General features: G+C 55.5%; 21 protein-coding genes, 2 pseudogenes and 1 riboswitch. Of the genes and pseudogenes, 17 read left to right on the forward strand and 6 right to left on the reverse strand.

What is annotated here, in order from left to right; translation table 11 throughout:
• The 3 genes and pseudogenes from Q1A48_RS11040 to Q1A48_RS11050 all read right to left on the reverse strand — a co-directional run.
• A pseudogene (locus tag Q1A48_RS11040) lies at positions 1–225 on the reverse strand (DDE-type integrase/transposase/recombinase); the annotation flags it as partial.
• A 21-nt stretch (positions 226–246) separates the two neighbouring features.
• A pseudogene (locus Q1A48_RS11045) lies at positions 247–387 on the reverse strand (transposase); the annotation flags it as partial.
• Between the two features lie 181 nt (positions 388–568).
• The gene (locus tag Q1A48_RS11050) at positions 569–1573 is read right to left on the reverse strand and encodes a helix-turn-helix domain-containing protein (RefSeq protein WP_299944696.1); all 1005 of its coding nucleotides are present in this window, start codon (positions 1571–1573) and stop codon (positions 569–571) included.
• Between the two features lie 74 nt (positions 1574–1647).
• On the opposite strand from Q1A48_RS11050, the gene Q1A48_RS11055 reads away from it, so the two are divergent.
• From Q1A48_RS11055 to csrA, 3 genes are all read left to right on the forward strand, one after another.
• Positions 1648–2055, forward strand: a complete 408-nt coding sequence (locus tag Q1A48_RS11055; protein WP_299944698.1) for a rhodanese-like domain-containing protein — start codon at positions 1648–1650, stop codon at positions 2053–2055.
• Positions 2048–2542 (forward strand): GNAT family N-acetyltransferase, encoded by a 495-nt coding sequence (locus Q1A48_RS11060; RefSeq protein WP_299944700.1) that lies wholly within the window; start codon positions 2048–2050, stop codon positions 2540–2542. The genes Q1A48_RS11055 and Q1A48_RS11060 overlap by 8 nt, the downstream gene beginning before the upstream one ends.
• A 1642-nt stretch (positions 2543–4184) precedes the next feature.
• Positions 4185–4409, forward strand: a complete 225-nt coding sequence (csrA, locus tag Q1A48_RS11065; RefSeq protein WP_299944702.1) for a carbon storage regulator CsrA — start codon at positions 4185–4187, stop codon at positions 4407–4409.
• A 384-nt stretch (positions 4410–4793) separates the two neighbouring features.
• On the opposite strand, the gene Q1A48_RS11070 is transcribed toward csrA, so the two are convergent.
• Both Q1A48_RS11070 and Q1A48_RS11075 read right to left on the reverse strand, forming a co-directional pair.
• Positions 4794–6575, reverse strand: coding sequence for a bifunctional protein-serine/threonine kinase/phosphatase (locus Q1A48_RS11070; RefSeq protein ID WP_299944704.1), 1782 nt, complete (start codon positions 6573–6575; stop codon positions 4794–4796).
• Positions 6576–6653: 78 nt separating this feature from the next.
• The gene (locus tag Q1A48_RS11075) at positions 6654–8129 is read right to left on the reverse strand and encodes a NarK family nitrate/nitrite MFS transporter (RefSeq protein ID WP_299944706.1); all 1476 of its coding nucleotides are present in this window, start codon (positions 8127–8129) and stop codon (positions 6654–6656) included.
• A gap of 417 nt (positions 8130–8546) precedes the next feature.
• Here Q1A48_RS11075 and Q1A48_RS11080 point away from each other — a divergent pair, with 417 nt between their 5' ends.
• The 12 genes from Q1A48_RS11080 to Q1A48_RS11135 all read left to right on the forward strand — a co-directional run bounded on the left by Q1A48_RS11080 (position 8547) and on the right by Q1A48_RS11135 (position 18719).
• Entirely contained in the window at positions 8547–9854 is a 1308-nt protein-coding gene (locus Q1A48_RS11080) for an MFS transporter (RefSeq protein WP_299944708.1), read from the forward strand.
• 136 nt (positions 9855–9990) lie between these two features.
• A complete protein-coding gene (locus Q1A48_RS11085; RefSeq protein WP_299944709.1) occupies positions 9991–11199 on the forward strand; it encodes an alginate export family protein in 1209 nt (402 codons plus the stop codon).
• A 118-nt stretch (positions 11200–11317) separates the two neighbouring features.
• Positions 11318–11468, forward strand: a riboswitch (molybdenum cofactor riboswitch).
• Positions 11457–12434 carry a GTP 3',8-cyclase MoaA gene (gene moaA / locus Q1A48_RS11090; protein ID WP_299944711.1) on the forward strand — a complete coding sequence of 326 codons (978 nt, stop codon included), beginning with the start codon at positions 11457–11459 and terminating at the stop codon, positions 12432–12434. It overlaps the preceding riboswitch by 12 nt.
• Before the next feature lie 5 nt (positions 12435–12439).
• On the forward strand, positions 12440–13039 hold the full coding sequence (locus tag Q1A48_RS11095) for a molybdenum cofactor guanylyltransferase (protein ID WP_299944712.1): 600 nt from the start codon (positions 12440–12442) through the stop codon (positions 13037–13039).
• A 2-nt stretch (positions 13040–13041) separates the two neighbouring features.
• Positions 13042–13584, forward strand: coding sequence for a molybdenum cofactor biosynthesis protein B (gene moaB / locus Q1A48_RS11100; RefSeq protein WP_299944796.1), 543 nt, complete (start codon positions 13042–13044; stop codon positions 13582–13584).
• A 3-nt stretch (positions 13585–13587) separates the two neighbouring features.
• Complete coding sequence (moaC, locus tag Q1A48_RS11105; protein ID WP_299944714.1) at positions 13588–14079, forward strand: cyclic pyranopterin monophosphate synthase MoaC; 492 nt, start codon at positions 13588–13590, stop codon at positions 14077–14079.
• Positions 14080–14100: 21 nt separating this feature from the next.
• Positions 14101–14346, forward strand: a complete 246-nt coding sequence (gene moaD / locus Q1A48_RS11110; RefSeq protein ID WP_299944716.1) for a molybdopterin converting factor subunit 1 — start codon at positions 14101–14103, stop codon at positions 14344–14346.
• Positions 14347–14356: 10 nt separating this feature from the next.
• A complete protein-coding gene (gene moaE, locus Q1A48_RS11115; RefSeq protein ID WP_299944718.1) occupies positions 14357–14836 on the forward strand; it encodes a molybdopterin synthase catalytic subunit MoaE in 480 nt (159 codons plus the stop codon).
• Positions 14821–15591: a molybdate ABC transporter substrate-binding protein gene (gene modA / locus Q1A48_RS11120; protein ID WP_299944720.1), complete on the forward strand. Its 771-nt coding sequence runs from the start codon at positions 14821–14823 to the stop codon at positions 15589–15591. Before moaE ends, modA begins: the two co-directional genes overlap by 16 nt.
• Positions 15588–16310 carry a molybdate ABC transporter permease subunit gene (gene modB, locus Q1A48_RS11125; RefSeq protein WP_299944723.1) on the forward strand — a complete coding sequence of 241 codons (723 nt, stop codon included), beginning with the start codon at positions 15588–15590 and terminating at the stop codon, positions 16308–16310. Before modA ends, modB begins: the two co-directional genes overlap by 4 nt.
• A complete protein-coding gene (locus tag Q1A48_RS11130; protein ID WP_299944725.1) occupies positions 16310–17428 on the forward strand; it encodes an ATP-binding cassette domain-containing protein in 1119 nt (372 codons plus the stop codon). The genes modB and Q1A48_RS11130 overlap by 1 nt, the downstream gene beginning before the upstream one ends.
• A 100-nt stretch (positions 17429–17528) precedes the next feature.
• The gene (locus Q1A48_RS11135) at positions 17529–18719 is read left to right on the forward strand and encodes a hypothetical protein (RefSeq protein ID WP_299944727.1); all 1191 of its coding nucleotides are present in this window, start codon (positions 17529–17531) and stop codon (positions 18717–18719) included.
• Between the two features lie 55 nt (positions 18720–18774).
• Here the strand turns inward: Q1A48_RS11135 and Q1A48_RS11140 are convergent, their stop codons facing one another.
• Complete coding sequence (locus tag Q1A48_RS11140; protein WP_299944729.1) at positions 18775–20388, reverse strand: MFS transporter; 1614 nt, start codon at positions 20386–20388, stop codon at positions 18775–18777.
• A gap of 198 nt (positions 20389–20586) precedes the next feature.
• Between Q1A48_RS11140 and narL the strand changes: the two genes are divergently transcribed.
• The gene (narL, locus tag Q1A48_RS11145; RefSeq protein WP_299944731.1) at positions 20587–21252 is read left to right on the forward strand and encodes a two-component system response regulator NarL; all 666 of its coding nucleotides are present in this window, start codon (positions 20587–20589) and stop codon (positions 21250–21252) included.
• 47 nt (positions 21253–21299) lie between these two features.
• Complete coding sequence (gene glp, locus Q1A48_RS11150) at positions 21300–22541, forward strand: gephyrin-like molybdotransferase Glp (protein WP_299944732.1); 1242 nt, start codon at positions 21300–21302, stop codon at positions 22539–22541.
• Positions 22542–22590 lie beyond the last annotated feature (49 nt).

Consider the following 22590-nt stretch of genomic DNA (forward strand, 5'->3'; position numbering starts at 1 on the left):
CCACCCAACAATACGGCGGGCATACAGGTCTATAACCGTAGCGAGATAGCACCAGCGTGAACCGGCCCAGATATAGGTGATATCTCCGCACCAAACTTGATTTGGCTTTCCCACATTGAACTGACGATCAAGCTCATTCGGTATATCCGGTCGCTCGACAGTTGCCTTCTTGTATTTGTGAGGACCCGGCTGCTTGCAGGTCAGCCCGGCTTCACGCATCAAGCTACCCTGTTCTGTGCCCACGGCATGATAACCAACGTAATCGTCGGTTTGCAGGTAGCCATTGAAGTCAGACAGCAGTGTGTTGGCCACGGCTCCGCTGCGACTTGGATGGTAGTCGTAGAGAACAACTTTTTGGCCGGGTGCGCCGCCCAGGCGCACCCACATAATGAACGAACCCACCCACCAAGGCAGGAAGTGCTGTGGCCGTACGCCAGTACAAACGCTTGATGATGGCAAAAAGATCTGGATGGAAAAGTTCGTGAACTGAACCTGACCTGACAGAGCACCGTCAGAAAAATCGGTAAATGTCAGATCAAGTCTGAACTACTACAACTCATCTGAATTTTTATCTACAACTTATACGCCCTTGATTCGCGGACTTAAATTGTTCTCTATATGAACTTGGTGAAATTCCTACTTCTTTTCGGAAATGGTGCCTCATTGTTGTAGCATTATCAAATCCAGAGTTTTCTGCAATTTTTTCCATACTATAATCATATTTTTCTAACAAACTTTTTGCGTGATTTAGTCGTTGATGCGTAAGCCAGTCTTTAGGTGTGATGTTTAAGTTGGCCTTGAATTTTCTATCAAATGTTCTTCGAGTCATATTTGCCTTGGATGCAAATAAATCTATGTTAATTGGTTTACATAAATTCAGCAAAGCCCAGTCAAGTGCTTTTGAAAACTGACCTGCTTCGCTTTGAACAGGTGTTTCCGCAAATTGTGATTGACCTCCCTTTCTATGCGCCGATAAAACCAAGCGTCGAGCCACTTTGTTTGCGGCCTCATTGCCAAAATCACTTCTAATAACTTCTATTCCAAGGTCTATTGCTGATGAACTTCCTGCCGAGCAACCAATATTTCCATCATGTAGATATAAAACATCATCTACATATTCAACATCGTTGAATCTACCCTTAAATATCTCAGCATAGCGCCAATGAGTTGTGGCTTTTCTGTTCTCAAAAAGGCCAAGTTCAGCCAATAAAAATGCTCCCGAACAAAAAGAGATAATTCTCTTTCCTTTACGATAAAACCTTTTGATTTCTCTGGCTATAATTTCTGGAATATCAAATTCATCTGTCGGCCAGCTTGGGATGATCAGTAAATCGTAACCTTTGAGATTATTTACAGATTTACAATTTAATTGTATACCGCTAATAAAACTCAATGGCTTTTGACTAAAAGAGACAACTTCACACTCATACCAGTGTTCAAACTCTGGTCGAGGCAATCCGAACAACTCAATGGCGCAGCCAAGTTCAAAGAAGGCTGCTTTGTCATAAGTTAAAATGGCTGTTCTATACATAAAAGGCTCACTGAAAGAAACTGGCTTGATCTTAACGAACATTGTCCTTTAAGCCAGTATAGAATAATCCAGTTTCTATTTACAATAAGTAATATCAAATACCAAGGAGAAAAAATATGTCCTCTGCTGTTTCAAGGCCACCCGCTGCCAGTAGTAAAAACGCACTAAATCACTTTCAATCTCTGCTTGAATTTGAAACTGACTGCTGGGATGTGCATCATGCAATTAGCAATAACAGAAAGGACTTTGTACTTCTTGATGTAAGGGGTGAGCAGGTTTTTGCTAAAGGGCATATAGATGGTGCGATCAACTTGCCCCACTCACAAATAAATGAGCAAAGGCTTCAGGAATATCCAAAGAATACATTGTTTGTTGTCTATTGTGCAGGTCCACATTGCAACGCAACGGAAAAGGCTGCAATAAAACTTGCAAAATTAAACAGGCCATTAAAAAAAATGATAGGGGGCGCTATTGGCTGGGTAGATGAAGGTTTTACTTTGGTAGGTGGTAAAAGTTATGAGTGAACTTTCTCTTAAAGTAAGAAAAGCCTCTCTTGATGATTCTGCCAGTCTATTACAGATGATGAGGCAACTAGCAGAATTTGAAGGTTATTTAGATAATTTTCTTGTCACTGCTGAAGAGTTAGAAGCACGCTTATTTCATAAAAATGATTTTGATGTATTTGTTGCAGAAACAAACAATACAGTTTCAGGAATGCTGGTTTATTATCACTTGCCTTTTACCTATGATCTTACGCCCTGGGTTTATATAAAGGAATTGTTTGTTAAGCCAGAATTTCGCCAAATGTCCGTTGGTAAAGAACTTATGAAATCACTGGCTCAAGAGTGTAAAGATATTGGCTGTAAAAAAATACGGTGGGATATTTTAACTTCTAATATTTCGGCAAAAAAGTTCTATAAATCTCTTGGGGCTAAACACGAAATGGATTGGAGTTTTTTTAGTATAACCGAAGATAGTATTTCACAACTTGCCAACACGATAACTCACTAAAAGCCATAACCCACTCACCACATCTCACACTTCCGTAAATATTGATAATAAAAACCGGTAACTGTCAGATCAAGTCTGAACTACTACAAATAACAGGCAATTCGCGAAGTTGTCTGTATTTGTTCCCCCTCCCCACTTCATGTACGATCCCTCAAAATAATAGAGAGGGTTCGTCATGCATCTGATTCTGCCTATCACCCTATCCACGGTTTTGTCCGGTTGCCTGGAAGTTGAGGCCAACAGTAACAAAGTGAATCAAAGGGCGCTGTTAGCTGAGCGCTTACGCTTATCAGAGCCACATACTTCACCTTCCAGGAAGGTTGAATATGCACGCCCTGCATTTGGCTACTTACCCACTCCGGTAGCCATTGCGCAGAAATAACATGCACTACAAAACTGCTCGATGACGCTACAACTGCAACAATAAGTAACAACAAAATTCTCATTTCTATTCCAGTGATACGCTCTGAGTACGGATGCTTATAAGATGATCAGCGTGTCCAGTATTATTCCAATCACCAGTTCCAAATCAAGTCTGTGGAAAATCTTTGGTATTCTGCTTTCAACCAGTCAGCAATTCATTTTAGGTACATCAGTACAAGCCAGAAAATGGTTAACGTGAACACTACCTATAAAGCCTTCTATTGTTGGTCTTGTTTCCTTACCGGGCATTTCCTTCATAACGCTTCTTTAGGTACCAGAATTGCTTGCCAAATTTCCCCCTATAATAAATACAGAATTGAAAAAGCCCAATGCCGGGCTGCTCGCTTCCCTATGGACTTTAGTGGGGCATAGATAGGATAAAGACCCTTTTAGCCATTCACAGGTAAACACCCACCTCGTCTTGCGTACCTTTTCTTGTTTTTTTGTAGCGCCTCCGGGTGAAGATCGGGCAAATTTTCACTAACTTTACGTTCACAGGAAAGCTTGGATGTTTGAACCATGAAAAGAGTTCCATCTGGTCCGCAGTATAGATAGGTAAGGTTCATCGAACGGCTTCATCATCGATGGCGCATGCTCTGGCGGGTGTTCGTGCGGCTGAATGTCGGTTTTCAAGCCCTCCTTCGTCTTCAGGTGTTTTAGCCTATATGCGATCACAGCCAGATCTTGGATGCTGGCAATCATTTTGACTTTCTACCGCAACGGAAATATAGGCATCAAAATGATCTTATTGGATTTTATTAAGATTGTTTTTGGTATCAAGGCTACGTAAAATTGTCAAACATTTATCTGTGTTGTGGGTCGAGATTGAGTGGGCTTCTGTGAGCCAATGGCCCGGGAAGCCCAAGCGTTTCTAAAAGATCCATTTCCTCGATAGGAGAACGGTAGCGTGACATAAGCGTAAATAAAAAGGCGCTGACCCAAGGTGCACGAACACCAGGGGCCAGCTAACCAAATTGATAAGTGAACTATCAAAATGGCTTTATGGATAATACGCTAGAAGCCCGCTCGTCTTCAATAAAGCGGGGTAGATTCAGGTGGTTGGAGCGATTCCCCAGGCTCTGGGAGCGTTGCATTCGTCTGTTCTGCTTTACCGCCTACCGTTCCCGTGCCCCGCCTTGTAGTGCCTTCAGACCTTACTTTCCAAGTATTCCCATCATGAAAAATCAGCCCGGGATTTGCGACCCGGAAGGAAAGGCTTATGTTGATTTTAAAACGCCGGCCAGGCGAGAATCTCAGAATTGGAAAAAATGTCTCAGTCACCGTATTGGGTGTGACGGGTAATCAGGTAAGGGTGGGCATCAAGGCCCCAAAATCCTTGCCTGTTCACCGTGAAGAAGTGTATGTGCGCATCCAAAAGGAACGGGAGTTGGGCAATGGAAACCCTAGAGATACGGATTCTCCCCGTGGGGAGTACCCGCCATGAAACTCGATTTTCCTGTCAAGTCCCAACCATAAATCCATCAAGCTGCTGAATTGTTATCACGTTGATCTCACAATTCTTTTTCAGATGATTTTAACGGGGCAGAATCAATACTAACGGAGCCATATAACAGAATACTCGCCACATTCAGTATGCGGTGAAAGCATCCCTGTTCGCGCGTAACCGCGCCTGGGTGTAGGCACAGTTGCGCAGGACCCGGAGTTGTTCCAGCATTTATGGCCTACCGGTTCGGCAGTATGTCGTGGAGGTACGCTAGGTGGTGCATGTAAAGGTCTGTGGTCACTACTGCTGCGCTGGTATACAGCCGCCACGGGCCATAGCGTGTGTGGGTTGGTGGAGAACTGGCTGCGTATGATCGGATAAAACCTAGGTGCCGGAGGAGAAGAGCGCAACTACCGCCAGCAGAGTGACCACCCAGATACCGCACAGGATTTTCCAGAACAGGGAAGCGTCGCCCCTGTCTGTGGGGTCTTCGCGCAGGTAGTCCGGATTGGGGCTGCCCAGGTCCCGTATCAATTCCTCCAGCGTGGGGTAGCGCTGCTCCAGGTCGATACTGCAGCCGCGCGCCAGTGCGCGGTCGAACCAGAGGGGTACCACCGGGTTGAACTGGGTGGCGGAACGGTAGCGCAGGCGCTCGTAATCCGCGTTGGAGCGACACGCCTCAATCTCCTCTCCATAGGGAAGTTCCCCGGTAAACATCTCGTAGGCAATGGTGGCCAGGGCGTAGATATCGCCGCGAATACCGCTGTTGCGACCGAGAATATAGTGGGGGTCCGAATAGCTGGCGGTACCCAGCGCCGCCGGGTGTTCCAGCGGGCGGAAGATCTCGGCACTGCCGGCGATATACACCGAGCCGAAGTCGATAATTTTTACCTGGCCGTCGCTATCCACCATGATATTCGCGGGTTTCAGATCCTGATGAATGGTCTCCTGGTCGTGAAACGCCTGCAGCCCCGTCGCGACCTGCTTGAGGATACGGAAGGCTTCCGCCGGCTTGGGAAAGCGATTGCGGGCAATCCAGGTTTCCAGGGTGATACCATCCACGTACTCCATCAGGTAGTAGAGTGCGCTGCGCGGCCGTTCCTGCCGGTGCAGGCGTACCACATGCTTGCTGTGAATGCGCAGGCCGATCCACTCCTCCTGCACAAAGCGGTCGATATAGTGGATATCGTCCTCGTAATTCACCGAGGGGGTTTTCATCACCAGGGTTTCACCGCAGGCCGTATCGCACACCAGATACAGCTGGCTGCGCTGGGAGGAGAACAGCTCGCGCTCCACCCGGTAGCCGTCCAGCACCATGCCCGGCTCCAGCTCCGGCGGAAAAGGCAGGCGCGTGAGCTGGCGGCTGTAATCGTCCAGGGTGGCCTGGGGCAGTGCCTGCACCCGCACCACCAGCGCCGACAGATTGTCATCGCTGCCGTTTTCCTCGGCGATGCGCACCAGGGTTTCCGCCTTTTCCTGCTCGCTTGAATGGGTGTCCGCGAGCAGTTTGCGCAGAGCACCTTCGTCGATAAAGTCGTGTACCCCGTCGCTGGTGAGCAGCAGCATATCGTTGTCAGCCAGGCCCACTTGTCCGTAGTCCACCTGCAGGCCGGTATCCATGCCGAGTGCACGCGACAGCATCTGTTGGCGGTGTGCCAGGGTAATGTTGTGGTCGCGGGTCAGGCACTTGAGGGTATCACCGCGCAGGTGATAAATGCGGCTGTCGCCGATATGGAAATAGTGCGCGGTGCGGGATTTGAACACCAGGGCCGAAAAAGTACACAGGAAGCCCTTTTCCTGCTGGGGATAGTCGTGGCTTTTGCGGTACAGCTTGCTATTGATGGAGGCGAGGATCTTTTGTCCGGCATGGGCCACCGACCAGGTGTCCGGTACCTTGTAATAATCCCGCACAAACTGCCCGGTGGCGGTGTGGCTGGCGAGGGCCCCGGCCTCGGCGGAACTGACCCCGTCCGCCAGTGCCGCCACCGCGCCAAGGTACTGTTGCAGATGCGGGCTTTGCGGCCAGTGGAACAGGGCCGAGTCTTCATTCTGTGCTTTGATACCGGCGCGGCTGCACAGGCCGTGGCGCAGCTGCAGCACCGGTTGCGGCGCGGCAGCGGGGGGCTGTCCGCAATGTGCGGAAATGGTCGGGCCGGTTTCGGTCATGGTCGGTCCCCCTCTGGTAGCGGTGCCTGGCGCACAGAATCAGCGGAGAACAGCAGAGCCCTCCGCCGCCTCGGGGTCTTACTCTACGCTAATCAGCTGCACTGTGCCGTCTGGCAGCACTTCCGCAATCTTGCCCTTGGGCTCATCCAGAAACACGCAGGCAAAGAAGATCACAGCGGCAGCCCCGGCGATTACCAAAAAGAACTGGCTGTAGCTCACATAGGACAGGGTGGTGAGAAAGGTCACCGCGCCCACATTGCCATAGGCACCGGCCATACCGGCAATCTGCCCGGTCATACGGCGCTTCACCAGGGGCACTATGGCAAACACCGCGCCCTCGCCGGCCTGTACGAAGAAGGAGCAGCACATGGTGGCGATCACCGCGGCGGGAATCCACCAGCTGCCGTCGATCTGGCTCAGCACAAAGTAACCCACCGCCAAGCCGCCAATCAGGAACATCAGGCTGCGGCGGCGTCCCAGCTTGTCAGAGAAATAGCCGCCGGTGGGGCGCGCCACCAGGTTCATAAAGGCGAAGCCGGAAGCGAGCAGGCCGGCCTTCACCGGGCTCAACCCTTCAAAGGTTTCCAGAAAGAACAAAGGTAGCATGGAGACCACCGCCAGTTCCGAGCCGAAGGTGACAAAGTAGGCCAGGTCCAAAATGGCCACCTGCTTGAAATTGTACTTCTCCAGCGCCGGTACCCCCTTGCGCAGGTGCTCCCGGTTCACACTCCAGATCATGCGGGTCTGTAAAGCGAACAGGGCTATCAGCAATCCCCACATGCTGTAGGTGGCCTCCTGGCTGAGCAGGGCCACCCCACTGGGGGACAGCTTGTAGGCCAGTGCCGCCAGCGCCAGGTACATGGGCACGTTCATCAGCAGGTAGAAGTAAAAGTCGCGCTTGCTGGTCACTTCCAGGCCGCCGCTTTTCTTCGGCTTGAAGTAGGTGGAGCCCTTGGGGGTATTGCGCGCGATGCGGTAGTAGAGGATGCCGTAGAGCCCGGCGAGCACCCCGGTGAGGCCGAGGGCGTAGCGCCAGCCGTCCTCGCCGCCGAACAACAGGGCGAGGGTGGGCAGGGTTATGGCACCGGCAGCGGAACCGAAATTCCCCCAGCCACCGTAGATGCCCTCCGCCAGGCCCACCTGCCTGGCCGGGAACCACTCGCCCACCATGCGGATGCCGATCACGAAGCCCGCGCCGACAAAGCCGAGCAAAAAGCGGAACAGGGCCAGGGACTGGTAACTGTCTGCGGTAGCGAAGCCCAGGCAGATCGCGGACGAGGTGATCAGCAGGCCGCTGTACACCAGGCGCGGGCCCAGTTTGTCCACCAGCATACCGATCACAATACGCGCGGGGATGGTGAGTGCCACATTGAGGATTAACAGGGCTTTCACCTGCTGGCTGGTGAGGTCGAAGGCTTCCTTGATAAAGACCATCAGCGGAGCATGGGAGAACCACACCAGGAAAGTCAGGAAGAACGCAAACCAGGTAATGTGCAGCGTCTTTATTTTGGGATCGCCCCAATGAAACAGATTGAGGCCGCTGGATTGGCTCATGACTATTTTCTCCGGCTTCTCAGTAATCTAGCGGTGGATAGGGTCATGACCGATGGTATTTGAGCAGCGCTGCAAAAAAAGTGCGCAAAGGGGGTAGGCGGGGGCCTCTTGCCCGGCTCTTCAGGGCGGGTTAATCCCATTGGGGTAGCGGGAAGGGGGCCCGCCTGGCGGTTTCACTGCGCGGGCTACCCAGCAGGTGGTAGTTGTGTCAATAGGTTTCCGCTCGGGGGGATTTTTGGGAGTAATTGCTGGCGAAACCGTTTTTGTGCATCTTGTCATTCAATAGTCCCGCCGGGCTGCGTCGCCTTCGCCGGCACAGTGCGCTTCTGGCACTCTGTGGCCGGAATTTGCCCATACAGGGCCTGCGCGATCAGTCGGGCCTTTGGTTGAAAATCTGCATAACACGGGGAGCCTGCCGTGCAATATACCCAGCAACTTGCCGGGCGCGCATTGATGTTTGCCTCGGCCATGTTCGCCGCCAACTTTTCCGTGTGGACACTCTACGCGGTGCTCGGTGTGGAGATTCGTGCGCAGCTGGCTCTGTCCGCTACCGAGTACGGTATCCTGCTGGCGGCGCCCATCCTGAGTGGTGCACTGCTGCGCTTTCCCGCAGGCCTGCTGGTGGAGTATTTCTCGGCGAAAAACCTTATTTTGTTGCAGATGCTGTTGTTGTTGCCGGTGTTGTTTCTGCTGCCGTCGATCACCAGCTACAGTGCACACCTGCTGGCCGGTTTGTGGCTGGGTATTTCCGGTGTGTCCTTCGTACTGGGCATCCGCTATATCAGCCCCTGGTTTGAAAGGAGGCAGCAGGGTACTGCCCTGGGCATTTTTGGTGCGGGTAATGCCGGTGCGGCCATTACCCTGGCGCTGGCGCCGGCGATACAGAATTGGTTTGGACGGGAGTGGATAGGGCCTGTGTATGGTTTCGGCATACTGCTGATGCTGTTTCTGTTTTGGTTTTTTGCCCCGGAGGAAACCCGCTATATGCGCAGTCGCGGCAAGCGTGCGCTTGCCGATCATCTCAAACCGCTGCTGGAGATACGCGTATGGCGCTATGGACTTTACTACTATTTTGTCTTCGGCAGCTTTCTCGCCCTTTTGCTGTGGCTGCCGAACTATTACCTGGCGGTGTACGGGGTAAGTACACCGGTGGCAATGGCATTGACGTTGCTGTTTGTGGCCCTGTCCAGTTCGCTGCGTGCCCTGGGGGGCTGGTTTGCGGACCGCTATGGGGCGCGCACGGTCAGCTGGAGCGTATTCTGGACCTGCCTGGTGTGTCTTTTTTTCCTCAGCTACCCCCCCACCAGCATGACCATCCACGGTGTGGCCCGGGATGTGCAATTGAATATTGAAGTGGGTATCGAACTGTTCACCCTGTTGCTACTGGTGATCGGTATCGCCCAGGGGTTTGGGCGCGCCTCTGTGTATAAGGCCCTGCACGATAACTACCCGGCGCATATGGGCAGCGTGGGGGGCAGCGTGGCCACTATTGGTGCACTGGGCGGTTTCACCCTGCCGGTACTGTTTGGTATTGCCCAGGACTTGGTGGGTATTCACAGCGCCGCCTTTATGCTGCTCTACGGGGTGCTCGCTGTGTGTATGCTGGTGATGTATCTGGCCATACAGCGCGAAAGACACCAGCAGCGCCTGGCCTTTGCCCGGCAAAACAATTTTCTATTCGATCAGGCGGAGGATACGGCAGTGCTCCCGGATAGGCAGGGTTGACTACCAATTTGGTATCAGGCTTGCATAAGGGAAAGTAGTAGACACATTGCCTGGGTGAAAAATGCAAAGATTTCAACGGCGGTGAAAAAGTTGTAGCTTTGTCTCTGCCAATTCGTTGTTGCAAAGGAAAAGCGTCATGATCACGCACAGATTATCCAGAATTATCGGAGCTTTACTGCTGGGGGCCTGCAGCACAACCGCTTTGCAGGCTGCGGCGCAGGATGGTGAAAATGCCACATTAACCGACGCGCTGAAATCCGGTGAGGTCGGGCTGAATCTGCGCTATCGCGTGGAGGCTGTCGATCAGGACAATTTAAACCGGGATGCCACGGCATCCACCCTGAGAACCCGGTTGAACTGGAAAAGCGGCAGCTATCGTGGTTTTGACGCTTTTCTCGAAATGGATGATGTCACTGATATCGGGAATGATAATTTCAATTCGACGGTCAATGGCAAAAGCCAATACCCGGTGATTGCCGATCCAAATGGTACCGAAGTCAATCAGGCCTACCTGCGCTATCGGGGTGACAACTCGGTGATTACCGCCGGGCGTCAGCGTATCAATTTGGATAATCAGCGGTTTGTCGGCGGTGTGGCCTGGCGCCAGAATGAGCAGACCTACGATGGGGTGCGCTACCAGTATGGCAGTACCGAAAGCCTGCAACTGGACTACAGCTACATTTACAAAGTTAATCGTATTTTTGGCGAGGACAGCGCCAATGGGTACTTTGAGGGGGATATCCAACTGTTCCACGCCGCCTACCCGGTGGCCGATGGCCACAGCCTGACCGGTTACCTCTACAATCTGGATCTGGAAGATGCGGTGAATAATTCCAGCCGCACTTACGGCCTGGACTATAAGGGGGCATTTGGCCCTGTGAAGGCGAAGTTGAGTTACGCACGCCAGACCGATATCGGCGACAGCCCCCTCGACTACAGCGCCAACTATTACCTGGTGGAGTTGGCTACTGCGCTGGGTCCGGTTGACACCAGGCTTGGCTATGAGGTGCTGGGTTCCGATAACGGTGTCGGGTTCAAAACCCCACTGGCCACCCTGCATAAATTTCAGGGCTTTACCGATCAGTTTCTGGCAACACCGGGCGAGGGTATCGAGGACCTGTATATCGGCGGCGCCACAAAAATTGGCGAGGGCAAGTTGAGTGTGAATTTCCACAATTTCAAGGCGAGTGATTCCTCAACCGAATACGGTAACGAGTGGAATATCACCTACAGCCGGAAAATCACCCAGGAGGTCTCTGCACTGGTCAAATACGCCACCTATGATGCCGATGAATACAGGGTGGATACCGACAAGGTCTGGCTGATGCTGACCGCCAATTTCTAACGAGCACAACAACCCGCAGGCCGGCCTTTCCCCTCCCGGGGCACCGGTGTCGCGGCGGCAAGGGCGAAGGGGGTACCACCTTTGCCCCAAGCATAAATTGGCTGGCTTGATACACTGACACCAGTTTAAACACCGAGTCCCGCCGCCTAAACAGCGCTGATCTTTGATTCTGCTGCAGGGTGTCGGGACCGTGGCCATAACGGTCACCAGGGTCGGGCGGGAAACTGCGCGGCCTCCCCAATTTGGAAAGGCGTTTAATGTTACAAGACCGCTTTGGCCGCAGGTTTTACTACCTGCGCCTGTCCGTCACGGACATCTGCAATTACCGCTGCAACTACTGCCTGCCCGAGGGTATCGGCTGTGGCCGTTCCCTCAAGGGCGAAAACCCCCTGTCGGTGCCGGAAGTGGCCACCCTGGTGCGCGCCTTTGCCGCTCTGGGCACAGAGAAAGTGCGCCTTACCGGTGGTGAGCCCTCCCTGCGAAAGGATCTGGTGCCACTGCTTGAAGCGGTGCGGGCCAGCGACAGGATTCGCCGCCTCGCCATCACCACCAACGGCTATCGCCTACCCAGCCAGATCGACGACTGGCACCGCGCCGGCCTGGATCAGGTCAATGTCAGCATTGATAGCCTCGACCCAGCCCAATTCCAGCATATCACCGGTCACGACCGCCTCGATAAAGCCCTCGCGGGGCTGGATCGCGCCCTGGCGCTGGGCATTGAGACCAAGGTCAATGCGGTGCTGCTGCGCCAGTACAACCTGGCCGAGCTGGATAACTTCCTCGCCTGGATTCGCGAGACCCCGGTGACCCTGCGCTTTATCGAACTGATGCGCACCGGTGACAATCGCGCGTTTTTCGCCAGCAACCATGTGTCAGGCAGCGATATTGAAGCCCTGCTGTTGCGCGCGGGTTGGGAGCAGGTAATCCGCAGCCGCGATGCCGGCCCGGCGCGGGAATATTTTCACCCCGATTACGCCGGGCGTATCGGTCTGATCACGCCCTATGGCAAAGACTTCTGTGCCAGTTGCAACCGCCTGCGGGTATCGGCCCAGGGCAAGCTGCACCTGTGCCTGTTCGCCGACCAGGGCTTCGAGATGCGCGAGGTGATCGCCGCCGGCGACAGTGAGGCCCTGGCCGCGCATATTCGCGCATTGATCGGCGGCAAGACCGCCGGCCACCAGCTGCACGAAGGCTTTACCGGCGCCACCCGCAACCTGGCAATGCTGGGGGGCTAGGGTTTATGGCCAGGGCGAACATCAACAAATCGACCATCGGTGTGGTGCTGGCCGGCGGCCGCTCCCGTCGTATGGGCCGCGACAAGGCCCTGCTCACACACCCTGAGTGCGGCAGTTTCCTGGAGCACGCCGAGGCGTTGTTGCGTGCACTGCCGCTGGCACAAGTGGTGACCAGCGGCGCGCGCCCCGGAGGCATCGAAGACCTGGTGCCAGAGCGCGGTCCGTTGGGCGGCCTCTACTCTGTGGCGCTGGCCACCGGTGCCGAGGCCGCCTTGGTGATCCCGGTGGATATGCCGCTGCTGAGGCGGGCGCATCTCGCAGAATTGTTAGTGCAGGGGCAGAGCATTGGTGGCCCCTGTTATTTTGAAAACTGCTTTTTCCCCCTGTGGCTGCCGCTCAACCATCCATGCCTCGATTATTTGTGCCGTGCAGTGGCGGGGAGCGCGCATAACTCTGTGGGTGCACTGCTGCGCCACCTGGGTGCTGAATCCATTTCATTAAAAAGCGCCGGCGGCTGGCATCGCAATATCAACACGCCGGCGGATTATCTTGGCCTGACGGTACCGGATAACCTGTCCGAAAACCGTTATTTAAGAGAACACTGATGATGTCCACACACGCCAGTAAAACATTTGTACCGCTGAATATCGCAGTACTTACCGTATCCGATACGCGCACTGCGCAGACCGATACCTCCGGCCAGTACCTGGTGGAAGTCCTGACTTCCGCCGGCCACCAGCTTGCAGATAAACGTATCACTCCGGACGATATCTACCAGATGCGCGCGGTGGTTTCCGCCTGGATTGCGGACCCCGAAGTACAGGTGGTGTTGGTGACCGGCGGCACCGGCTTTACCGGGCGCGACTCCACCCCGGAAGCCCTGAGCCCGCTGTTCGATAAAACCGTCGATGGTTTTGGCGAGTTGTTCCGCCAGCTTTCCCTGGCGGATATCGGCAGCTCCACCGTGCAGTCCCGCGCACTCGCCGGCCTCGCCAACCGCACGCTGCTGTGCTGTATGCCCGGCTCCACCGGCGCCTGTCGCACTGCCTGGGAGGGTATATTGCTGGAGCAGCTGGATGCCCGCCATAAGCCCTGCAACTTCATTCCCCATGTGCGCTTTGCCAGCGCCCCCTGCGAGAGTCGGGGGTAATTTGTGAGCCAGTTAACCCACCTAAACCAGCGCGGTGAAGCCAACATGGTGGATGTCACCGAGAAGGACATCACTGATCGCAGTGCCCTGGCAGAGAGCCGTATTTGCATGGGTGCGGAGGCCTTTGCATTGCTGAGCCAGGGGGCGCACAAGAAGGGCGATGTGTTATCGGTGGCCCGCATTGCCGGTATCCAGGCCGCCAAGAAAACCGCGGATCTGATACCCCTCTGCCACCCCCTGGCGCTGACCAAGGTAGCACTGGAGTTTGAACTGCAGCCGGACAAGCACAGTGTGCATATCACCGCCTTCTGCCGCCTGGCCGGACGCACCGGCGTGGAGATGGAGGCATTAACCGCAGCCTCGGTGGCGGCGCTGACGATTTACGATATGTGCAAAGCGGCGGACCCGACGATGGAAATTGGCCCGACCCGATTGCTGCAGAAAACCGGTGGCAAGAGTGGCCATTGGCGCAGCAATGCGCCGGCAAGTGCTTGAGTATTTCAGAGGTAGAAAGACATGGTGAAGGTTCTGTTTTTCGCACGCCTGCGACAGCAGTTGGACACCGGCGAAATTGCCCTGGCAGACTTTTGCGGTAGTCTCAGTGCCCTGCGTGAAGCGCTGTGTGAGCAATACCCCCATTGGCGCGTCTACCTGCAACGGGACGATATCCGTATGGCATTGAACCAGGAGCTGGCGGAGCCCGATACGCTCGTGAATGCCGGGGATGAGGTCGCGTTTTTTCCGCCGGTGACCGGCGGCTAATGGTGCCTGTATGAAAGCAGTCGATCGTATCGAGGTGTGTGAAACGCCGCTCAATGTGGCTGTCGAATACGCGGCCCTGCAGGGCAATAGCGGGGATGGCGCCTGTGCCTTGTTTGTGGGTTCGGTGCGCGACTTCAATGCCGGTAGTGATGTCTGCGGCCTGGCCCTGGAGCACTATCCCGGTATGACAGAAAAAAGCCTGCAACGCATCACCGGTGAGGCGCGCAGCCGTTGGTCTCTGGGGCGCGTGGCCATAGTTCACCGGGTTGGCCCCATGCAGATCAACGACGAAATTGTTTTTGTCGGCGTTACCAGCCCGCACCGCCAGGCCGCCTTTGCCGCCTGCCAGTACATCATGGACCGCCTCAAGACAGAGGCCCCTTTTTGGAAGCGCGAAGCCATTGCAGATCAGACCGGTAATGCCACTGAACGCTGGGTCGAGGCCCGCGCCAGCGATGCCGAGGAGATGGACAAGTGGTCCGCCGGCTGAGCTTTCTGCTGTGCAGTTTACTGCTGGCGACTGCGCTGCCGGTCAATGCGGATAGCTGCACCCTGCGTGTGGCGGTGGCGGCCAGCTTCCGCCCGGCACTGGAACAGGTGCTGCCGGCATTCGAGCGCGGCAACACTTGCCCGGTGCAGCTCAGCAGTGGCAGCTCCGGTGTGCTCTACCAACAGATAGTGCACCGCGCTCCCTTCGATTTATTCCTGTCCGCCGACCGCGAGCGGCCCGAGCGGCTGGAAAAACAGGGCGGCGTACTGGGTGACAGTCGGCGTACCTACGCCTTGGGATTATTGGCTCTCTGGCATCCGAAATCAGAATCGGAACCTGAAGGCTTATTGCAGCACTGGCCCGATAAAATCGTATTAGCTGATCCCAACTTAGCGCCCTTTGGCAGTGCCGCCCGGCAGGCACTGGAAAGTCTGGGCTTATGGGAAAAAAAACAAACTCAGCTGGCTTGGGCCCACAATGCCGGCCAGGCCTATTTAATGCTGGATTCCGGCAATGTGCAGTTGGGCTTTGTCGCCGCCAGCCAGATGCGCGCCGCCGGGCGGGAGAATTTCTGGCTGCTGCCCCAGCATTGGTATCACCCCATTGAACAGCAGTTGGTGATCCCCATTCAGAGTCGTCAGCCTGAAAAAGCACAGGCCCTCGCCGACTACCTGCGCTCACCCGAAGTACAGGCACAACTGCGCGACCTGGGTTACGGTGTTCTGCCGGCGCAGCGCGCGGGGCGCGGGCGATGACTATCGCCGCTGCCGACTGGCAGGCCCTGTGGCTCACCCTGAAGCTGGCCGGACTGACCACCCTGCTGTTATTTGTGCTTGGGGTGCCCCTGGCCTGGCGGTTGAGCCAGTGGCAGAGCCGCTGGCGCCATGGCATAGAGATATTAATTACCCTGCCGCTGGTGCTGCCGCCGACAGTGTTGGGTTTCTATTTACTGTTGTTGTTTTCCCCCAATTACGCCTCCGGTCAGTGGCTGTCGCAGCTCTTGGGCGGACCTCTGGTATTTTCCTTCGGCGGTCTGGTGTTTGCCTCGGTGATTTATTCCCTGCCGTTTATGGTGCAGCCGTTACTCGCCGCCTTTAATACCAACGGCCAGCGCCTGAGCCAGGCCGCTTCGGCGCTGGGTATGCCGCCCTGGGCGGCACTATTAAAAGTTGTGCTGCCCGCAAGTCGCGCGGCAATTGTGAGCGCCTGCGCGCTGACCTTCGCCCACACATTGGGTGAGTTCGGCGTAGTGCTGATGATCGGCGGTGCTATTCCCGGTGAGACCCAGGTGGTCTCCATTGCGCTCTACCAGCATGTGGAGGCGATGGAGTACGGTGCGGCGCACCGATTGGCCCTGATGTTGATAGGGATTACTACAGTACTGTTATTGCTGGCCCGTTGGCTCGGGCACATTTTGGCTCCGCGCGGCTCAACTAAAGAGAGCCTTAAGCCGGCGACGGGGGTATGGGGCTAATGGAAATTACCCAGCCCCTGTTTGGTACTGATGCGAGCAGTACTGACTCTGCCGGACTCTGTGTGGAAGGGCTGGTGACTTCACTGAATGCCACCACGCCGTGGCAATTGATCCTGCCGGCGAGTGGTGTTTTCGGTCTTACCGGCCCCTCCGGCGGTGGCAAGAGTACGCTGCTGTCGACCCTGGCCGGCCAGCGGCGCTGCCGCGGCACGATCGCTTTTGCCAGTACCGTCTGGCAGTCTGGGCGCCGCGCCCTGGCGACCCACAAGCGCGCCCTCTCCTTAGGCTTTCAGGACAGCCGCCTGTTTGCCGGGCAGTCGGTGGCGGACAACCTGGCACTGGCCCGCCGCTACAGCCGCAGATCACTGCCCGGGGAAGAGTGCGATCAGCTGCTGAGGGACTTCGGTATTGCGCCGCTACTCCATCAACCGGTGGAGTTGTTATCCGGCGGTGAGGCTCAGCGGGTGGCGCTGTTGCGCCAGCTTTTCCACAATGCGCCGCTACAGCTATTCGATGAGGCGCTTTCAGCAGTGGAGCGCGCCCAGGTACTGCGGCGTTTGTTGCCGACCTTACGGGATTTCTGGACCCGTCACCCGGCGCTGGTGATCTGGACCAGTCACGACTTCGACGAGATACAACTGCTGGCGCAACGCTGCCTGTGGATGGAGTGCGCGAATTTGTCCGCGCCGATGTCTCTGACCGAGGTGGCTAGGCGCCTGGAGGCCAATGCATTGGGGGATAGCTGCCGCAGCCGGATTGAGGCGCGGGTGGAATCCCTGCGTGATGGCCTGCTGAGTTTGGATTTGGGTGGGGTTTCCCTCTATGCGGACAGGGTCACGGGCCACTACCGCAATGGCGATACCGCCGCTTTCCTGCTGGATGCCGGCGATATCAGTCTCAGTCTGGAGAAACCGGGCCTGTCCAGCATCCTCAACTGCCTGCCGGTGACCCTGGCCGGGAAACAGGGTCTGGCCAATGGCCGCATACGACTGCAATTAACTGCCGCAGGGCAAATGTTGTACGCGGATATTTCCCGCCTCTCCTGTGAGCGCCTGCAACTGCGTGCAGGCACTACCTATTTTGCCCAATTCAAGGCCGGTAGCCTTGCCGGTTTGTAAGTGATCTTTGAGCAAATGGTTGTGCAAAAAATAGTAACTAGCTAAAACCCCGGATGATTTTTTGCTATTTTTGAATGCCAGCTAACTAGATGGTACTCATATGGGCGTTTTAATAGGAATTTCTCTCGTTAACGAGGGCGATAAGTGTTACAGGGAAAAAGCACAGCTTGAGGGATTACCCATAGCGAAAGCAGTGCGTGTTGAGGATTTATATCCGGTCCTGGCCCGGTGTATTGAAGAGAATGGACACCATTACCGCTTAACCCGCTCGGGATCGGATACCCTGGAAATAGAGGAAGAGATTCAGGATTGCGAGCCCTACCGGATCAATTTTTTCCAGTACCATATTTGCCGAAAGGGCGATACTGTCGTTATTCGCTCTACCTACAAAGACGATGCCCTGTACTTTTACCTGGCTTGCCGCGCCGCCAGCGGGCAAAAGGTCAAGATCGCTTTTCATGGTGAACACCCGTTTTATAACCAAGACTCTATTGCTGAATATCAGGGGGCGGGTAACTACCACCTGGCCTCCTTCTTCGATCTTGAATACTTGCCCGGTTATATCGAAGCGCACTGCCAGCGTTTCAGTCACTATCCAAAATACTGGTCTTATCACTTCTTCATTCCGCATTTGGGCAAGGTTGAGTTAAATAACCACATATCTGATCCAACACAAGCTGTCTACAATCTCGATTTCGATCACCCGGAACGAGAGTTAACAATATTCCAATCAGCTATCGAAAAGGATGGCTGTTACTATTTTCGCAACGCCCTCACCACAGAAAAGCTTGTGGAAGTGCTTGAGGAAATGAGGGCAGAGCTACAGGCGGAAGGCATTACGACGATCTTGAGTTGTTTTGAGGCTATCCACAAGAATTATTTTGACTTTGAAAGCACCATCGAGACGGATGACAGTCTGGCCTCAGTTGTGGAAGAGCTTACCGCGTACCGACAAATTGTCCGTGAAGGCCCCGTTCAATATGCGGTAACGGAAAACACAGATGCATCTTTCACCGTGCAGGCTTACTATTTCCAGGAGCCTGTGGGTTACAATTATACGATCAGTGATGAGGATATCTCTGACGGCCATATTTATCTGGATAAGTTCCACGATATGGATTTTTACAGGGATATGTGCCGCGCCATTGCCAGGCATCTATGCCCGACGATGCCAACAGTTGAAGGTTGGGATGAAGTGGAATTCTACTATCACAAGGATTCAGATCGAAAGCTGATCGCCAGCCTTTTTGAGGAAACGGATATCACTCCAATATTGACTCAGGTGAAATAAAAAAGGGGAGGTGAAAACCTCCCCGAATTTACGCTATCCCGTGAATGAAACAGAATTACGGATTATAGAATTCGCCGTTCTTGCGCAGGTAGAACCAGTAGTTAATCACCAGGCATACCGCATAGAAGATGGCGAAGCCTGCCAGTGCGTATTCTGGGGTGGTGGCCTTGATCTGCTCCCCGAAGACCTTGGGAATATAGAAGGCACCGTAGGCGGCGACCGCTGAGGTCCATCCCAGCACCGGGCCTGCCTGCTCCTTGGGAAACACCATGGCGATGGTGCGGAAAGTAGAACCGTTGCCGATTCCGGTGGCGGCAAACAGGATCAAAAACAGCAGGAAGAAGGGCAGGAAGAATTCTTCCGGAGCGGCTGAAGCATAGGCGGCTTTCATGTAGTAGGCCACGCCCAGGGCGCTTGCCACCATAATCACCGCACAGATCTGGGTGACCAGGGCACCGCCGATTCGGTCGGAAATCCAGCCGCCCACCGGGCGGATCAGGGCGCCGATAAAGGGGCCCATCCAGGCGTACATCAGGGCACTGGGGCCGTTATTGTTGATGGTGTCATGGGTCATTACCCCATCCACCATCACATGGCTGTAGCCGAAGATGACCTTGATGGCCAACGGGAAGGCGGCGGCGAAGCCAATAAAGCTGCCGAAGGTCATGGTGTAGATCACACTCATCACCCAGGTGTGCTTGTTATTGAAGATGCGGTACTGGCGTTGCAGGCTGGTTCCGATCTCACCGGGCAGCAGTTTGAGGCCCAGCACCGTGGCGGCAATCACCAGCACCAGCACCACTTCCTTGGGCACACCCCAGCCGGAGCCGTTGGCCGCTTCCGGCAGTAACAACCACAGGCCCACCACAGCGGTGATCAGGCCGATGCCCAGCATCATGGTCATCTTGATCACGGCGCCGAGGGTATTGCCCACTTCCGGGGTGACTTCCTCGGTGCGCAGGTTGTTCATACCGAACCAGCCGATAAAGGCCAGGGGTACCAGAAACAGCAGCCACACAAAGCCGGCATTCTGAATCCATGCCTCGGAGCCCGCCGGTATCTTGCCGATCAGGGAGCCGGAGCTGCTCACCAGGGTCATGGGATCGCCGCCGGCGGCGCCGAAGGCACCGATGGTCATAAACAGCGGCACCAGGATCTGCATGGTGGTAACGCCGAAGTTACCCAGACCCGCATTCAGGCCCAGGGCCAGGCCCTGTTTTTCCCTGGGGAAAAAGAAACTGATATTGGACATGGAAGAGGCGAAGTTACCGCCGCCGATACCGGACAGCAGTGCCAGCAGTTGGAATATCCACAGAGGGGTTTCCTTGTTCTGCAGGGCGATGCCGGTGCCGAGGGCGGGAATCATCAGCAGTGCGGTGGTAAACACGATGGTGTTGCGCCCGCCAAACAGCCGGATAAAGAAGCTGCTGGGAATGCGCAGGGTGGCTCCGGTAAGGCCGGCGATGGCCATCAGGGTAAACAGATCGGCCTTGGCAATGGGAAAGCCGAGGTTGAGCATTTGTACGGTGATAATGCCCCAGTAGAGCCACACGGCGAAGCCGCACAGGAGGCTGGGAATGGATATCCACAGGTTGCGGTTTGCGATTCTTTTGCCCTTGGACTGCCAGAATTTGCTGTCCTCCGGGGCCCATTCGTAGATGTCAGACACAGCGGCCACTCCTCCTAGAAATGATTCTTGCAGCCACTATGGGCCGGGGGCCCAGCGCGCTCAATTACCCTCAGTAAGTAATCCCTTTGCCCCGCGCGCGTATTGACTACCTCTTTGGGGGTAGCCGCAGCCGTTGGGCGCTATGGTAAAGTCACTGTTCAGATTTAATACAAATCGGACCAGAAAGCAGGATTCTCCATGACCCAATCCGCCACCGTAATGATGGTCGATGACCATCCCCTGTTCCGCAAGGGTCTCAAGCAACTGTTCGCCATGGAGCCCGGCCTGGAGCTGGTGGCCGAGGCCAGCAGCGGGGAGGAAGCGCTGGAACTGGCCAAGCGATACGAGCCGGACCTTATTTTGCTGGACCTGAATATGCGCGGTATGGACGGGCTGGACACCCTGCGCGCAATGCGTGCCGCCGATGTGACTTCGCGCATTGTCATACTCACGGTGTCCGACAATAATGCCGACGTTGTATCCTGCATTCGCGCCGGAGCCGACGGCTACCTGCTCAAGGATATGGAGCCTGAGGACATTCTCGACCAGGTGATCCAGGCCACCCACGGCAAGCTCGCCATCAGCCAGCGTCTCACCGAGATTCTCGCGTCGGCTCTGCGCAAGCCGGACAATTCCGGCGCGGACACCCTCTCCAGTCTTACCAGCCGTGAATACCAGATACTGCAACTGATCGCCGACGGCCTCAGCAATAAACTGATTGCCCGCGAGCTGGATATCAGTGATGCCACCGTCAAGGTACACGTGAAACATTTATTGAAGAAGTTGGGCATGCGCTCCCGCGTAGAAGCCGCCGTATGGATGGTCAACCAGAAGCGCCCGGAGTCCCAGGACCGGGCCCATTGACGCACTCCACGCCCAGCGGCAAAGGAATACAGTGAGAGAGAATTCCCATGCCCACCGTTGATTGCTGTAGCCAGCCGGGCCTGATGCCCCTCCAAAGCGCCCGCAAAAAACTGCTGCAGGCACTGAGCCCCATCAAGGATACCGAGACACTGCCGCTGGTGCGTGCGGGTGGCCGGATACTGGCTGAGGGTGTCTGTTCCGGGGTGAATCTGCCGCCCTGTGACAACTCTGCCATGGATGGTTACGCCCTGCGCTTCGAAGACCTGGCCAGCGGCCTGCCGCTGGAACTGATCGGCAAGTCCTTCGCCGGAGCGCCTTTCGATGGTGTGGTGAATCCGGGTACCTGTGTGCGTATTATGACCGGCGCCGCCCTGCCCGCCGGGGCCGATACCGTTGTGATGCAGGAAGCTGTCGATGCCCAGGGTGAATCCATTCGTATTATCGACGAAGTCCGCCCCGGTGATCATATTCGCCGCTGCGGCGAGGATGTGGCTGAGGGCGCTGCCCTGCTGGAGCGCGGCGAGTGTATCAGCATTGCCCATATCGCCCTGCTGGCCGCTGCCGGTGTGGACAGGGTGACGGTGTTGCGCAAACCGGTTATCGCACTCTTCTCCACGGGCGATGAGTTGTGTCAGCCGGGAGAGGCGCTGGGTAAGGGGGATATATACGACAGCAATCGTATCGCCCTGCTGGCGGCTCTGGCGCAGATGAACCTGGAGGTACTGGATCTTGGGGTGCTGCCGGATAACAAACAGGCCATCAGCGAAGCTCTGCAGCGCGCCGCGCGGGATGCCGATGCCATTATCACCTCCGGCGGTGTCTCTGTCGGCGAGGCGGACTATACCCGCGAAGTGCTGGAAGCGCTGGGTGAGATCGGCTTTTGGAAAGTGGCGATAAAGCCCGGCAAACCCTTCGCCTTTGGTGACCTGCAGGGCACCCCCTTCTTCGGCCTGCCCGGCAATCCGGTCTCCGCACTGGTCACTTTCTACCAGCTTACCGTGCCCGCTCTCACCGTGTTGAAAGGGGGCAGATGGCATGGTCCGCAGACGCTGTGCGCCCGGCTGCTAAACCCCCTGAAAAAGAAACCCGGCCGCACCGATTTCCAGCGCGGTATCTATCGCACCGATGACCGCGGTGAGCTGGTGGTGGAGCCGGTGGGTAGCCAGGGCAGCCATATTCTTACCGGTCTTGCCGCTGCCAATTGCTTTATTGTGCTGGCGCAAGAGAGTGGGGGTGTCGAAGCCGGAGATCGGGTGGTGGTTGAGCCTTTGGGAGTGCCGTTGGGGTAGGGGTGGCCACTATACTTTTCCAATTTCGTATAAAAGACAGACACAGCAA

Origin of the sequence: uncultured Microbulbifer sp., from assembly GCF_947489355.1 — a bacterium.
Classification (GTDB): domain Bacteria; phylum Pseudomonadota; class Gammaproteobacteria; order Pseudomonadales; family Cellvibrionaceae; genus Microbulbifer.